The following is a 15,244-nucleotide window of genomic DNA, read 5'->3' on the forward strand; positions in this document are numbered from 1 at the left end:
CAAGAAATGCGAGTGGTGCGGCATGGCCTGAAATTTTAACAGCCATCCCAAGTACCGAAAAAATGCCACCACCAATCATTCCACCGATGCCCATCGCTAGTAGTTCGGGTAAGCCGAGCTTCTGAGTGTGGTTCCGGTTCGCAGTGTGCTGTACGTTATTTAAATGGTTGATCGTAATACATCCATTGGGTTAGCGTTGTTAATTGCAGTTACTCGATTATCACAGTTCGGTCTTAATGTTTGCTGAGTTCATAAACGTAGAGGGTCGGAATCACCAACAGGAAGAACCATCCTATGATGTCAAGCAGCACAGGAGGCGAGTCTCGCAGTATTCCGCGAGTCAACCCCGTTTTGGACAATACCTCTCTCTTCCAGATGATGACCAATCCTGGTATCGAAAACAAGATGGCAAACGCCGCTTCGAATAAACGATTGTCTGAAAAGTCTCCTACGACGGCACCTAGAATTCCATTCACTATCAGCACGACAACAGCTAATAATTTTTCTTTTGTCAGCGGCATATGTCGATCCTTTCAAATGTTTTCAAGTCGATAGTATTATGAACAATGCCTATCAGACAGGATAAGTTTCCATGTGGCATGTTAGGATTGGTCTTCATTGCCTTAACAGGATCCAATCAGTACTTATAACAAATCTCCCTCTTTCAAAGCCAACAAGTGTTGGATGAGATCGACGATTGTAATATCTGTGATGACTCGCTTATCTGAGTCGACAACCGGAATTTCTTTCACATTCGCTGCAAGCATTCGGCGTGTGACGACTCCGATTTCTTCTTCAGCGGTCGCACAGATTGGCTGCTTTCGCATGATGTCACCCGCGGTCTCTCGCGAAAGCAACCCGATCAAGGAACGCGCGTGAATCGTTGGTTCGTAATCTTGGTCGAAAACATGGCGGGTCAGCGCACTCAAAGAGACTGTACCTACGAGTTCCTTCCGATCATTTACGACGTTCAACATACGGCTGTGCCGGCAGTCCACGATGGCGGACATCACATCTTCGATTGACGCGTTCTCCGGGACCACTGTCAAATCGCGGGGGCCGAGCCCTTTAATGACTTCGCTAATACGAATCTTACTGGTCTTATTATCAAGTAAACTCATTGCTATTGACTTTCAAGATTGTGACTACTATCGGTGGCTTAGCCTACACGAAATTATTCTTCGCAAAATGTATTATTGAAACCACCCACGTCGGTAGAAATTCCATAACATTCCGACGGCAAGCAGTAACATCAGGCTCACTACCGCAGGGTAGGCATAGGGCCAACCTAGTTCAGGCATCTTCTGAAAATTCATGCCGTAAATACCGGTAATCAATGTCAATGGTAAAAAAATTGTTGAGGTCACAGTTAGCAGTCGTAACCGGTCGGTCGTCTTATCCTGCAGATTGAGTTGATATTGATGTTCGATCGCACTCAGGTGAGCGAGCTGCCGACCAATCACACGGGATGCATGTTCCAAATGCAAGAATGCATCGCGAAAGTATTCGTGCAATTCTGAAACGCTGAACGATTCGGAGTCGATCGTTTGCAACGAACTGACGCAGTACAGTTGATCTTCGAATGTAGCTGCTAGCCGTGTCAATTGGCGTTTCAACGGGAGAGTTTCTTCTGTCAACTTCTTGTCGAAATTGTCATCGAGTAACTGATCCAGCCGGTCGATGACATCACGCGTTTTTAACGTGAACATCATATCTTCGTCAATCACATGATCGAGAATCTGGTACAGAATTGCCGACGTGTTTTCGCCGTGAAAACGCATGCCGTCACTATAGCGTTCGATGATTTGCTGCAACGCGGGGATATCGGCCTCGTGTATTGTGATGATGATTCGAGGTAGGCAAATAATCCATAAAAATGTGCGTTCTTCAGTATCCCATGCCGTGTGGATTGGCAAGGCAATAAAGAGCGACTTTCCATATACGGCCAGTAAAGAAGCGGGAGTTGGATCCAAACACGCTTCAATTGCCAGCGGATGCACGCCGATCGATTCAAGCAACGATTGCAGTGACACTGTGTCACGATGGTTCTTGTTAATCCAACAAGGTGGCGCTGTCGCTTCTTGAGGATGTCGACTGTTGACATCAGTCAATTTGCACCGATTTAAGCAACGTTCCGGCGTGAGTTGAAATATCTGCTCGGTCTTCATGGATTCACCGCTAAAATAATCTAATTTCTATCGGTACCCACGTGTCATTGATGTCGGCTTCTTTGATGTCGAACCAGTCTTCACCTTGGCTTTTCAGACGTAGATTGGCCGACAGTTCATTAAGTTTGGAATATTCTTGTGGGTCCACTCCTTAGCTTTTATGGCAATATCTTAATTACCTGCTTTCGATAAGGTGATCACTGCTATGAGTTGATAAAAACAGGCATTCCGGTTGTTACAGGATTTGCCAGAATTTTGAATCTTGCGAAGGCAGGCAGGCAGGGAAGTTTAGTTTTTTTTCAGAACCCATTGGATCGCGTGACGGGCCAATGCAGTTGCGTTTTCCAGATTCAGTTTGTGTTTTATATTTTCCCGATAGGTTTCCACAGTCTTCGGACTCAAGTTCAGTTTTTGAGCGATTTGACGTGTGGTTTCGCCATCACCAATTTGTTCGAAGACCTCTAGTTCACGGTTAGAGAGACTATCAATCGGAGATTGGTCTGAGTAATTGTCTGAACCAATAGAACGACAGAGCATATGCTCTTCGACGGTGGAGCTGAGATATACTTTCCCTTCCAACACACGGTAAATGGCTTTAATCAATTGCTCTGAATTCGCTTTTTTGTTGACGTATCCCAGAGCGCCTGCACGAATTGATCGTTCGGCAAACAGAGTTTCGTCATGTCCTGAGACTGTCAGCATTTTGATCTGCTTGAATTGCGACTTAATATCCTTGATCAATTCCAGCCCACTACCATCTTTCAATGAGATGTCAATAATGATCAGATCAGGTGAATCATGCATGATTTGCTTGATGGCATTGGCCTTACAGTCTGCTTCAGCGCAAACTTGCAGATCCTGCTGTCTTTCAATCAGTCGTGAATATCCTTCTCTGGCGATGGGGTGACCATCCACAATCATGACTCGCATTTTATGCTGATTTGATTGATAGATCATTATTATTGCCCTTTCACATTTTTATTCATAAAGTGATCAAGTACCGGGTTTTGAAGAAGAGGTCGACTTTTGGCGATTCATAGCTTCATTTATAAATTCAGACTCTTTGCTAAACACAGAGATGTAGTCGGTGAAACCAGCTTTGCGTCGTCTGAAAAGAGGCAGCGACCTCCAGCAAAAAGAGGCCGCCGCACCAGGTAAGTCTCAGCATGATGCGATTGATTCGGATCTAGCCTTTGACCGTGATTTTCTTCATTTTGGATTCTTCGGATTTTGGCAGGCTAATTGTCAAAATTCCATCATGACACTCGGCAGTGACTTGATCCTCATTCACAGCACAAGGAAGCGCCACGGACCGGCTGAAGGAGCCTGTTCGGCGCTCAATGCGATGATAGGTCTTCCCTTTCTCTTCTTTTTCTTCTTTGTGTTCACCTTTAATGTGAAGTATGTCAGCTCTGACTTCGATGTCAATTTCTTCGGGCTTCACTCCGGGGGCTTCCATCTTGATCTCAATTTCACCATCGGTTTCAGCGAGATCAAGTGAAGGAACCCATGCTCCTGTCATCCAGCCGTCGCCATTTCCTTCTGACGAAAACCGGCCCAGCACATCATTCATTTCTTCACGTATCGTGGTGATTGGGTCACGTCCGAACCAGGAAGTTAACCCTTGTGAAGTTCGGGCAGGAAGTAATTTGGACATGTTCTTTCTCCTTTTGTTGATAGACATTAAAAAAATCATTATCTCACCAGCACATCGCTAGCGTTCGGTGAATTCCAATTCATATGCTTTACTTGGTCGCGGTTCCGATTCCTATGAGGTGGCTGTGATGTTCGACGATGAACGCAACATGGACAGTCGCTCGGTACTCCGTGATATTTCCGTTTTCCACAAGGGCGGTCTGATGGACCACATCGACCCCCGTGATTTCGTGTAATGACGAAGACGCTTCTTTGACTACCTGTTTCACAGCATCTTCCCAACCCTCATGAGAAGTCCCTACTAGTTCGATTACTTTTATTACGGCCATACAATTTTACTCCTCTGATTTTGCCTGTGAATATTCGGGAGCAGACCCACGATAATGCTTTCCGCTTACTTTTCTAAAACGGTCTTCGGAACCGAAGGCTCGTTGTGACTGTCCAATGTTTCCTGAATAGTCTCATCCTGCAAACGATGGATTTGGTCGTAAATTTCACTGCGATGAACCGGGATCTCTTTAGGGCAGTTAAAACCCAACCGCACCTTTTTACCTCCGATATCAAGCACAACCATTTCAATGTCATCGGCGATCCGAATTCTTTGCATAGTCTTTCTGGTCAGGATGAGCATTTTACTTATTCCTAAAACATGCGAGGATATCTGAAATAATATGAGCAAGCCCGCTACCGAAAATCACCTTCAAGTCGCATCTGATTCATTGATCAGTATCCTTGATTGCGACAGCAACGACGCGACAAATAGACTAACCGTTCAAGTGTTTTGCGATCGTAATATTCAAGGTGCTTTGAGATATCGTTGTAGAGCAATGGCATTTTTACAGCTCGAATCAAACGGATTAAATCCGCACATGTCATCCGGGAGATTTGAGTCGCTGACAGTTCAGCAATCAGGCTCTTATCGAATTCATACTCAGTAGAAAAATCTTTGGTAAACCTCTGGTGGTCCGTTACGTCTTGGATTTCCGGTCGGCTTGCATTTGTTCGCGTCAAGGTATTGCTCACGGGTATTCCTTTCTCATTGCAAAGTGAAATGACAATCCTGGGGTAGCGTTTCATACAGACAAATAATTGTCAGGGAATCACGGGATAATAGGTTGGCGTATACTCCTCCAATTCGTAATGAGCCTGTAGAAATGCCACCAAATTGATCAGCTGGTCTACTGTCATTGCTTCGTTGTAATTTTTCATTTTTGATTGACCATCGCTTTCAATCTCGGCAGACGGATAGCCTTTTGCCAACCGGTGCGACGGGTTGATAATTGAGGTCACCAGTTCACCGTATGTTTTGATTCGCGCGACTTTGCCTCCCAGCCCAATTGAGAGTTCTGATTCCACTTCCGGAAGTTTCACATCGGAAACCGTATGACATGCGTGACATTTCAATTCGACGAAAGTTTGTTCTCCTTGTGTGGCATCTCCCTCGGGCAGACTAAAGCCCTTCGCAGATTTCGGCCCCGTATCGCATCCGGAAATGAATATCAGTGACGAAATAATGATCAGTATGCTGGTATCAGAAAATTGCATTGTGTTCCTTTCATTGAGAATAAGGAAATTCTCAGTAACTGACGCATCATTGATCTGCTATGGATCTATCCAGGTAAAAAATCCATTGCAACAACTTCAACGTCATTGTGAAGTATTTCAGTACCCTGGTAATATATCGCTATGTTTTGTGCTGTTTGTGTTAGATAGTTCTGGGACACTGGCGTTGAGAGCGTCATCATCGATTCATGGACTCTCACTTTTATCCTGCGAATCTGAGAGAAACCACTGGTGGCTAATGCCCGATATATAATCTGAACCAAGCTGTTCCTTATTGACTCCTGCTTCAACACTGTTCTTGTCGTGACGACGAATGAACTCATCAATTGAAACCCTCCCGTTGGTACATAAAAAAAGCCCCTATCGCACGTCATCGTGCGGTAGGGGCTATCATTACCCAAGAATTAACCCTTCTTAGCGACACTGTCTCCAGAAAGGGATCAAATATCTTAGTCCACCTGTCATCAGTGAACTCGCTTCAACTATTAACGATAAGAATGTATCTACAAAACGTCAAGCTTCTAAATCATTAATTATCATAAAAAAGGATTTACCAGAGTCTGTCACTCTCGTGAATTTAAAGTTTGAATAAATCCTCAGCGTCAACAATCGTGTGGGCAATCTCCACTAACTTCTGGTTTTTTTGGCTCGAAAGGAGTTGCAGTCGGCGAAACGCGTCTTGCTCACTCAACTCAGCACGACTCATGATAATTCCTTTGGCTCGTTCGATGATTTTACGATCTTCGAGTGCCTGCTGGAGATCGATAGCCTGCTGCTCTAAAAGTTGAAATTCCTTGAATCGACGCATAGCCAAAGTAATCGAGGTCTTCAAACTCTGGTCGCTGAGAGGTTTGACCAGAAATGCCAGAACATTTTCTTTGAGTGCGCGTTCTACGAATTCTGAGTCATGGTAGGCAGACAGTATGATGATCGGGAGCGGACTCTCATCGCGAATCTGCTCTGCTGCCTCTAAACCATCCATTTCCGGCATCTTAATATCAGTGATGACCAAATCCGGTCGTGTTTCTCGGCAAAGCTGAACAAGCTCCCTGCCGTTGTTTGCCTTCGCTACGACCTGATGGCCAAACTCGTGCAGTGTTTCTTCGAGATCGACAAGCAGTTCATGTTCGTCTTCTGCAATCGCGATTCGTAATGATTTGCTCATGGTTGGCTCCTGGGTAAAGTGAGGACGATTTCAGCCCCATTATGATAATCGGAACCAAGTTTCACCTGGCCTCCATGTCGCTCAACTAGCCGTTTGGTGATCGATAAACCCAGACCGGTTCCATGCGTCTTGGTTGTGTAGAATGCGTCAAAGACTTTTTTCGCTTGGTCGGGTGTGAATCCCGGTCCATTATCTCGAATTGCAATCCGCAAAAATCGACGATTTGTATCCTGCACTTCGGAAAAATCAATGTCTATTTCCACAGGATCATCACAGGCAGCCAGCGAGTTTTCCAGAATGTTGCGAATCGCATTTCGTATATGAAATCTGTCGATCTCACATTCCAAATTGAGATCGGTATCAGGCTGTAGTAATCTTACATCCCGGCCCTTCCTGGTCAGAGTAAGCAGATCCCATGTTTCGTCGATGAGTTGTCCCACGTCGATCATCTGAAAGTGCAATTGAACTGGTGCCGCATACTGGCGAACTTCCTCAAACAGATGCCCCATGTCTTCCTGGGCTTTGAGGGCAGCCTCGATCAACTTCAATAGTTCCGGCTGATCTTATAGTCGCCGTGACACTCGTCGCAAATTTGCCTGGCTGCGGGCCAAGGCATTTCGGCTTTCATGAGTCAAGCCCGTCATGGCTTCGCCGATGGCAGAGAGCCTCCCGGCTTGAAGCAATTTTTCTTGAGTCAGATTTAATTCGGTGATGTCTGTTCCGACGGATATGATACCAATTACATTGTGGTCGTCATTTTTGAGGGTTGTTGACCTCCAATTTATTTTACGGTGATCTCCACTCTTGGTTACTATAGAATTCACATTCTCGCCAGTGGAGTTACCGTTGGAGGTGTCTTCGAATAGTTTGCGGATCCAGTCTCGTTGCTCAGCCGGGATAAAGGTCTCGCACCAGTCTCTGCCCTGAACTTCATTCTGGGTGTATTCCGTTAACTGTTCTAGAAATGAGTTGATCCGTAATATATGTCCGCCGGTATCCAGCACAACAATAATAGCTTGTGCCGTATCGATGATGCTTTCGCTAAGCGCGTGTGCACGCCGCAGCGATTCTTCTGCTGCTTTTCGATCGCTAATATTGTGAATGACACCTGTAAAGAGCCCCAGATGATCGACCGCAGCAACGGCCAGTTCCATGGGAAAGATTGTGCCATCCTTGCGGCGTCCGACCAACTCGCGGCCCACGCCAATAATCCTGGCCTCCCCGGTCTCCAGGTAGCGGGTGATGTAACCATCATGCTCGTCGCAATAGGGGGGCGGCATCAAGATACTGACATTAGTATTGATGAGTTCGTCTAGGGTGTAACCAAACAACAATTCAGCGGCTGAATTGGCCGCCACAATCAAGCCTTTTGAGTCAATGGTGACGATTGCATCGGCTGTACCATTCAAGATTGCACGAATCCGCTCCACACTCTCTTGCAGCAGACGTTCTTTTAGTTTCCTGTCGGTGGCATCGCGAAGGATGGTAACAAAATCCGTGTGGTTTCCCTCGGTATCAAACATCGGACTGATAAACAATTCAGCGTTGTACGGCGTACCATCTTTGCGGTGATTGACAATCTCACACAGGTGTGGACGTTTCTTCAACAAGTCATTCCGGAGCCGCTTAATGATAGCCTTGTTAGAATTTTCTCCTTGCAGGATGCGAGGGGGTTGGCCGATCAACTCCTCAGCCCTATAGCCCGTCATCTGGCACATCGCCTCATTGACATATTTGATCTGTGGTCCCGGCCAGTGCAAATTGCCACCGGTGATCATCACCCCTTCGGCCAGATTCGCCATTGCTTCGGCCAGTAATTTTACTTCGTGCGTTTGATCGGCAACGCGTTGCTCCAGCGTTTCGTTGAGCCTCTGAATTTTCCCTTCGGATTCTTTCTGTTCTGTAATGTCACGGATCAGTCCATCATACGATGCTAACTGGCCGACAGAGTCATACTGGGCAACCGACACATTCCACACCCAGCGAATTTGTCCGTCTTTGCGGCGGATACGGTGTTCAATCAATGGTGCCTCTTGTCGCGAAAGAATGATGGAGACTTGCTGGTTGACTATCGCACGATCATCCTCCGGTACCATGCTAATCCACAACATCGGATTGGTCGTGAATTCTTCTGCAGTATAACCTGTGACAGCGAAACAGTTCGATTCATGGATCGTTTCGGTTGCTTTACCGTTTTCCAAGCGGACGGTGAAGATGTAATCGGTGACCGCAGTGGTGAGCCGCCGAAAGCGCCGCTCGCTCTCTGAAAGTTTTAACTCTGCATGCTTTCGTTCGGTGATATCGTTGAGGGCCGTGCGGCAACGTTTAGCATGAGTGGTTGGGTCTTGAAATCTGATACTTTCCATTTGCACGAAGAGTTGTGTGCCGTCCAATTTATGCATGGCCAGTTCACAGGACTGTTTGGCCTCACTGGAGAAGACGGCCTGCTCATGCAGATAGAAGGTATCTTGAGAATCTTGGATGACAAAACGGGACAGCTTCACTCCAAGAAAATTCTGCCTCTCCACACCGAACAAGCTTGCGGCCGCCAGATTTGCTTCGAGAATTTCGCCGTCTTCGTCGAATGTCACGTAACCAACCGGGGCAAAGTCGTATAGATCAGCATAGCGGTCATGCGATTCCGCTAATTCATGCTGGCTCTGCCGAAGTTCCTCGTTCTGGATTTCCAGTTCCATTTGGTGAACCTGAAGCTCGTGGACCAGAGCCTGAATCTCTTCGGTTCCCATGTCGGCAACATCGTCTCGTGATTTTCTCAGCATCGCTTCCGCCCGCTCACGTAAAGTTTTGGGTGGATTTGATGCGTCATTCTGTTTCCTTGCCATGGCCCCAGGCCCCCTTTAAAGTCAATTCTCTGTGATGTCTTCCAACGCCAGTAGGATCATTTCAGGCAGGCCCATGGTGCGTCGGATTCGGCGGGCGTTTAAGAGAAAGACTTTGTGGCCGATCTTTCTAAACTCTGCGTTCACTTCATAATTATCGAATGTCGTGTTCTTCGGTAGAATATCTTCTAACAACTCGCGTAGGGAATCGATGTCCCACTCGGAGTTTCCAATCTCGTAGATTAACTCTCCTTCGACCTGCTTGGGCCGCAGACGAAATAATTGGTAAAAGGCGCAATTTGCCGATACCACGTGCAAACTGTCATCGAGAACCAAAAGTGGCGTATGTATGGTATTGACAATGCCTTCGAAATAATCGCGTGCCTCACGGCTTAACTGTTCAATCGCTTTCGTTCGATCAATATTCACAAATGTCAGTACCAGACCATCGATCACGTTATCAACAGTACGGTACGGAATGATCCGCATTAAATAAACTTCTCCATTCTTGTCGCGCACTTCGCATTCCTTGCTGACGAGCGTCTTGAGTACCTCGCTGCAATCTTTCTGAAGACCATCATACTCCAGATTTGAGGCTAACTCAGTGATGGGTCGGCCTACATCTGTCCGGCGGAGCCGGATCAAATCGGTAGACTGTTCTGTGAAACGCTTGATGTTCAATTCGCGATCGAGAAAAACCGTGGCGATGTCGGTACTGTTGAGCAGGTTCTGCATGTCGTCGTTGGCTTGCGAGAGGTCGTCTACTTTCGACTGCAACTCAGTATTGACTGTGGTCAGTTCTTCGTTGAGGGACTGCATTTCTTCTTTTGAGGTCTCCAGTTCTTCATTTGTGCTTTGTAATTCCTCGTTCGTGCTCTGCAATTCCTCGTTGCTGGACTTGAGTTCCTCATTCGAAGTTTCCAACTCTTCAAGCGTTCTCTGGTGAGATTCCCTTAAGAATTGAAATTCCCGTTCCCGTTTTTCAGCGTTGTCGTCGACCACTACTTTGTTTCGTTTTTTTGACGATATTGAGGGTGGCTTACTTTGTGCATGGGACATGGGTTGGAACGTCACGAGTAACAACCCTCTTACCGATTCGGGTGCGTTAATCTTCGTTACGCAAAGTGTAACGTGGACGAAGTCGCCGTTGGATTTGACACACACATTTTCACGAATGACATCATTATCGTGAGTGGTAGCCTGGCGCATGGCCGTTGCCAATTCAATTCGCAGGCCATCGCGAGCCATCTCCAACACATTGTGGCGTGGTTGGCCTTGAGAAGGTTCGAGGTATTCGCCGGTTCGTCCCTGGATATAAATAATTTCACCTCGGTCGTTTACCACGATGCTCGCCGGCACAAAACGATCTAATAACAACTGCTCAATAATCGTCGAGATACGAGTCTCTTTAGCGAGCGGGGCTGTCGGCACGGGAATGGCTTCATCTCCTTCGTGAGCAATCGATTGGATAGGAATCTCAGGCAGCACATGAATTGCCGATACACACTCCTTGCGGCGATAGATCTTCCAGCGTTTATCAATCGTTTCGAACAAATCAGTGTACGAACCGATGGTCTCGGAAGGACCTAAGAAGAGCAGACCACCAGGTTTTAGTGCGTAATGAAAGATCGGCAGCAGCCGCTTTTGCAAGTCGGCATTCATATAGATCAGCATGTTACGGCAGGAGATCAGGTCTAACTTCGTGAAAGGCGGATCTTTGATCACGTTTTGTGGTGCAAAGACTGACATCTCGCGGATCTCCCTGCGGACGCGATAGCTACTATCTTCACGCACGAAAAAACGTTCCAACCGATTCGGTGATACGTCCACTGCAATGCCATCCGGATACTGGCTGCTGCGCGCCAGCTCGATGGCTTCTACGTCGAGGTCGGTTCCAAAGAGATTCACTTCGCAACGCCGTTTCAGGTTATCCATGCATTCCCGTAACATGATCGCAATGCTGAAGACTTCTTCGCCACTGGAACAACCGGGGATCCATGCCCGAAAGTTGTAATTGTCTGGTCGTGTTTTGATCAATTCCTGGAGAGCCTCACCAAGTGCGACCCACGCTTCCGGGTCGCGAAAGAAACTGGTCACGCCGATTAACATTTCTTTAAACAGGTTGTCGATTTCGTGGGGATTTTCTTGCAAGTAACGGACGTATTGGTTGGGATCATCGAGTTGATGAACTTTCATCCTGCGTTCGATGCGTCGGCGGAGTGTACTGCTCTTATAAGATGAGAAATCGTGGCCGGTCCGATTGCGCAACAGAACGAAAATCTTCTGCATGGGCTCGGCGGAAACCGTTGGTGTTTCCGCGGCCACAGCTGCCCCCTTTAAATAAGACCCTTTGGCGTATGCAACAAGCTGTTGTGGCATGGCGGCTGGAGGCAGGACGTAATCGGCCAGATTGGTGGCAATTGCACTGGCGGGCATGCCCGCGTATTTGGCCGACTGCGGTTTTTCTACCATAGCCATCCCCGATGCGCCCTTGATCGCCTTCAGTCCGAGCGTGCCATCAGTACCCGTGCCCGATAAAACGATACAAATCGCCTTTTCCTGTTGGTCTTCGGCCAGCGACCGAAAGAAGTAATCAATGGGCAGCTTAGGCGATGCCGTTGCTCCGGTTTCCATTCGATGTAGCGTGGAATTCAAGATCGCCAAATACCCACCGGGCGGTCCGACGTAAACACGGTTCGGCTCGACCTTCAGACCATCGGTCGCCTCGATGACCGGCATTTCGGTTTCCTTACCCAGTAATTCGGGTAACAGACTGGTATGACTCGGATGTTGATGTGTTACAACTACAAAAGCCATACCGGTATTGCCGGGCATGTTGTCAAACAGTTCATTCATCGCTTCCAGCCCACCGGCTGATGCTCCGATTGCGACTACAGGAAAGGCATGAGCAGGTTGCACCGGTGAATCAGGTTGTTTCTTGGACGTGTGAGCTTTGCGAGCACCATTCTTTTTTATCAGCTTCTTTTTGGTTTGCTTTCCCTTACCCTGCGTTTTTCCGGCCTTCGCTGAACTGGTAGCTGAATTACGTTTGGTTTGCTTCTTCACAGTAGCACTCATCTCCGTCCATCGCGAATTCCCAAATCGAAACTTTTGTGTTTCTTGACCATAAGCCCAAAATCATCAAAATGATATTATCCTAATGGTTAATAAGTTACCAGCATCGATAATTTGGATTCTAACGACGAAAGCATAGTTAGCATTCAGATGATACTGCTGTATTCTACAATTAATAATTTACGCGCTTGACGGTCAGCATTAAATTTCGTAGTATATTTATCGAGCTGGTGGTTTACTGATGAAAGGTGAACTATCAGTCATAATACCTTTCTACAGACAGTGCCGCAAAGAAGGGTAATGTTTTGGGCGAAGATAGCCCCTATCGCACGTAATTGTGCGATAGGGGCTTTTTTTGTGTACCAACGATGAATTACCACGCCAACAAATAGACCACTGAATCCGAAATCAAAGGAGTTTACCAATGGTCGTCGTAAGAGAATTTCAGGAAAGTTCGCAGTTAAATAATTCGGCCCTCAATGATATGCGCCTGGAAGAACAGTTATGGGAAGCATTACACCGTATGGGTATTTTACCCAATGGAAGCATACAGATTACCGTTCAAGATTCTACTGTCACGTTGAGCGGTGAGGTCGCGAGTTATTATCTCAAGCAGCTTGCGCAAACTGTTGTCTTGCACAACAACAACGTCAATTTTCTCCGCAATGAAATTCGGGTCTCTAAATACATTGAAAGTTAGGAAGGAAAATCTCATGCCTTTACCAGATATATTTCGCGAACAGTTTTTAAAAACATCTAACGGACACCGAAATATTACCGATGCGATCAGCGAATTGAGAACATTTTGGATTGAAGTCACTGAAATTGGCTGTGGTCCTCAATTCGAAGAAATGGGAGCCCGCCTCTATCGTTTTCGCAATCAACTTGCTTCACATTTTGATGAAGAAGAGCAGGTGTTCTATGGTTTGGAGAAAGCAGCCGACACCACTTCACGTGAAAAGCTCCAGCAGCTACGTGACGAACATCACATCTTTTTGGATCGTTTAACAGACGCTGCTGAACATCTTAAATGTGATTGTGAGCATCTGACATTTGTTGACTGGGAAAAAATGGGGGATGAACTTGACGATATTATTGATCGCTTAGCCGATCACGAAGTCGCTGAGACAGAACTCATTAACAAAATGATGGTAAGCAAGGAGTTCTCCACCTGTTGAACAAGGACAGAGAAATGTCTGACTGACAGGTGATCTGGTTCTTCCGTACCAGACGCGATGTTAAGATATAGCATGAAGTATCCTGGAAACCGTTTCAAGCGCAGCCCAAATGAGAAATCCCGGGTAATGGGATGAAAAACTGATTGTCGCAGGTCGGGAGAACCACAGTGAATCCAACAAAGTCTGACTCAACAATGCAGCGTACGCAACCAGGAGGACTGGCAGGTTCTGAAAGCAATGTGATTCTTTCAGACACTCATTATCGTTTACCAGATCCGCAGCATACTCCAGGTAAAGCAACCGCTTTTGACAAATGGCTGATGCGGACTATGCTGCAGAAAGCGGGCAACCCGGAAATTGAAGTCGTTTTATGGGACAATTCCGTGATCTCGACTTCCGTGTCCTCTCCTCCCGTTCGTGTTTATATCAATCATCGTAACACGCTGTATAAGATGTTGATCGATCCCAGCTTGTATTTTGGCGACGGATATTCCCGAGGCACGATAGAAGTGGAAGGCGGTTTGATTGCCTTTAATGAAGCGATCAACCGGTGCACACATACCGTCGATACGAAGCACTTTTATCGAGATGGGATTCGCAAAGGCTTGAGCTGGTTACGGCGCAATACGATCGACGCGGCTCGGAGTAATGTCCACCACCATTATGATATCGGAAATGAGTTCTATAAGCTCTGGCTGGATCAGCAACTGGCTTATACGTGTGCCTATTTTTCTGATCCGGAAATGTCCCTGGAATCAGCCCAAATTGCAAAGATGGACCATGTCTGCCGTAAGATCGGGTTGAAACCGGGAGATACGGTCATCGAAGCGGGGTGTGGCTGGGGGGCTTTGGCTTTACATATGGCTAAAAATTACGGTGCCAAAGTGAAAGCCTTTAATATTTCGCACGAACAAATTGTCTATGCACGTGACCGTGCCAAGTCGGAAGGCTTGAGTGATCGTGTGGAATTTGTAGAAGATGACTGGCGGAACATGACTGGCAGCTACGACTCGTTCGTTTCTGTCGGGATGCTAGAACACATTGGCCTGAAAAATTATGAAAAACTGGGGGAAGTGATATCCCGTTGTCAAAGCCCCCGCGGTCGTGGATTAGTACATTCCATCGGCTGTAACTCGCCGCGCGTGTTAGACAGTTGGACGACAAAACAAATTTTTCCCGGTGCGCATGTTCCCAGTTTGAGCGAGATGATGCAGATTTTCGAACCTCCAAAATTTTCGATTCTTGATGTCGAAAATATACGCCTGCATTATGCTCTCACGTTGCAACACTGGTTGGAAAGGTATGAACAGCATATCGATCAGGTCAGAGAAATGTTCGATGAGAATTTCATCCGCACCTGGCGTCTCTATCTGTCGGCTTCGATTGCCGCATTTCGTGTCGGCTGCCTGCAATTGTTTCAGGTGGTCTTTACGAATGGCGGAAATAATGAAATTCCGTGGACACGGGCCGGTTTGTATCAGACTGAATCTTCTGGATCGATAAAAGAATAAAGCGGCTATGGAGGGTGATACGTGCGATATGCGACGTTCTGCATGTATCACGCAGCGGCTACTATTCCTGGCGTAGTCGGCTGTTCGT

General features: G+C 46.8%; 15 protein-coding genes. 3 read left to right on the forward strand and 12 right to left on the reverse strand.

What is annotated here, in order from left to right:
- Window positions 1-233: 233 nt before the first annotated feature.
- The 12 genes from Pan161_RS15265 to Pan161_RS15320 form a co-directional block, all read right to left on the reverse strand.
- A complete protein-coding gene (locus Pan161_RS15265) occupies window positions 234-521 on the reverse strand; it encodes a hypothetical protein (RefSeq protein WP_145228451.1) in 288 nt (95 codons plus the stop codon).
- A 123-nt stretch (window positions 522-644) separates the two neighbouring features.
- On the reverse strand, window positions 645-1,121 hold the full coding sequence (locus tag Pan161_RS15270) for a CBS domain-containing protein (RefSeq protein WP_145228453.1): 477 nt from the start codon (window positions 1,119-1,121) through the stop codon (window positions 645-647).
- 72 nt (window positions 1,122-1,193) lie between these two features.
- On the reverse strand, window positions 1,194-2,168 hold the full coding sequence (locus Pan161_RS15275; RefSeq protein ID WP_145228455.1) for a magnesium transporter CorA family protein: 975 nt from the start codon (window positions 2,166-2,168) through the stop codon (window positions 1,194-1,196).
- 288 nt (window positions 2,169-2,456) lie between these two features.
- Complete coding sequence (locus tag Pan161_RS15280; RefSeq protein WP_232103247.1) at window positions 2,457-3,125, reverse strand: response regulator; 669 nt, start codon at window positions 3,123-3,125, stop codon at window positions 2,457-2,459.
- 229 nt (window positions 3,126-3,354) lie between these two features.
- Window positions 3,355-3,825 (reverse strand): Hsp20/alpha crystallin family protein, encoded by a 471-nt coding sequence (locus tag Pan161_RS15285; RefSeq protein ID WP_145228457.1) that lies wholly within the window; start codon window positions 3,823-3,825, stop codon window positions 3,355-3,357.
- Window positions 3,826-3,913: 88 nt separating this feature from the next.
- Window positions 3,914-4,153 carry a dodecin family protein gene (locus Pan161_RS15290; protein WP_145228459.1) on the reverse strand — a complete coding sequence of 80 codons (240 nt, stop codon included), beginning with the start codon at window positions 4,151-4,153 and terminating at the stop codon, window positions 3,914-3,916.
- A 65-nt stretch (window positions 4,154-4,218) separates the two neighbouring features.
- The gene (csrA, locus tag Pan161_RS15295) at window positions 4,219-4,455 is read right to left on the reverse strand and encodes a carbon storage regulator CsrA (RefSeq protein WP_145228461.1); all 237 of its coding nucleotides are present in this window, start codon (window positions 4,453-4,455) and stop codon (window positions 4,219-4,221) included.
- A gap of 461 nt (window positions 4,456-4,916) precedes the next feature.
- Window positions 4,917-5,369 carry a cytochrome C gene (locus Pan161_RS15300; RefSeq protein WP_145228463.1) on the reverse strand — a complete coding sequence of 151 codons (453 nt, stop codon included), beginning with the start codon at window positions 5,367-5,369 and terminating at the stop codon, window positions 4,917-4,919.
- 595 nt (window positions 5,370-5,964) lie between these two features.
- Entirely contained in the window at window positions 5,965-6,552 is a 588-nt protein-coding gene (locus Pan161_RS15305; RefSeq protein ID WP_145228465.1) for an ANTAR domain-containing response regulator, read from the reverse strand.
- Window positions 6,549-7,094 carry a sensor histidine kinase gene (locus tag Pan161_RS15310; RefSeq protein ID WP_145228467.1) on the reverse strand — a complete coding sequence of 182 codons (546 nt, stop codon included), beginning with the start codon at window positions 7,092-7,094 and terminating at the stop codon, window positions 6,549-6,551. The genes Pan161_RS15305 and Pan161_RS15310 overlap by 4 nt, the downstream gene beginning before the upstream one ends.
- Before the next feature lie 21 nt (window positions 7,095-7,115).
- Window positions 7,116-9,395: a PAS domain-containing protein gene (locus tag Pan161_RS15315; RefSeq protein WP_145228468.1), complete on the reverse strand. Its 2,280-nt coding sequence runs from the start codon at window positions 9,393-9,395 to the stop codon at window positions 7,116-7,118.
- 21 nt (window positions 9,396-9,416) lie between these two features.
- A complete protein-coding gene (locus Pan161_RS15320) occupies window positions 9,417-12,470 on the reverse strand; it encodes a chemotaxis protein CheB (RefSeq protein WP_145228470.1) in 3,054 nt (1,017 codons plus the stop codon).
- Between the two features lie 421 nt (window positions 12,471-12,891).
- Here Pan161_RS15320 and Pan161_RS15325 point away from each other — a divergent pair, with 421 nt between their 5' ends.
- The 3 genes from Pan161_RS15325 (at window position 12,892) to Pan161_RS15335 (ending at window position 15,156) form a co-directional block, all read left to right on the forward strand.
- Window positions 12,892-13,167: a BON domain-containing protein gene (locus tag Pan161_RS15325; protein ID WP_145228472.1), complete on the forward strand. Its 276-nt coding sequence runs from the start codon at window positions 12,892-12,894 to the stop codon at window positions 13,165-13,167.
- A gap of 13 nt (window positions 13,168-13,180) precedes the next feature.
- Window positions 13,181-13,645 carry a hemerythrin domain-containing protein gene (locus Pan161_RS15330; RefSeq protein ID WP_197995314.1) on the forward strand — a complete coding sequence of 155 codons (465 nt, stop codon included), beginning with the start codon at window positions 13,181-13,183 and terminating at the stop codon, window positions 13,643-13,645.
- A 167-nt stretch (window positions 13,646-13,812) separates the two neighbouring features.
- Window positions 13,813-15,156, forward strand: a complete 1,344-nt coding sequence (locus Pan161_RS15335) for an SAM-dependent methyltransferase (protein ID WP_232103249.1) — start codon at window positions 13,813-13,815, stop codon at window positions 15,154-15,156.
- The last annotated feature ends 88 nt before the right edge of the window (window positions 15,157-15,244 follow it).

It is taken from the genome of Gimesia algae (assembly GCF_007746795.1).
GTDB lineage: Bacteria > Planctomycetota > Planctomycetia > Planctomycetales > Planctomycetaceae > Gimesia > Gimesia algae.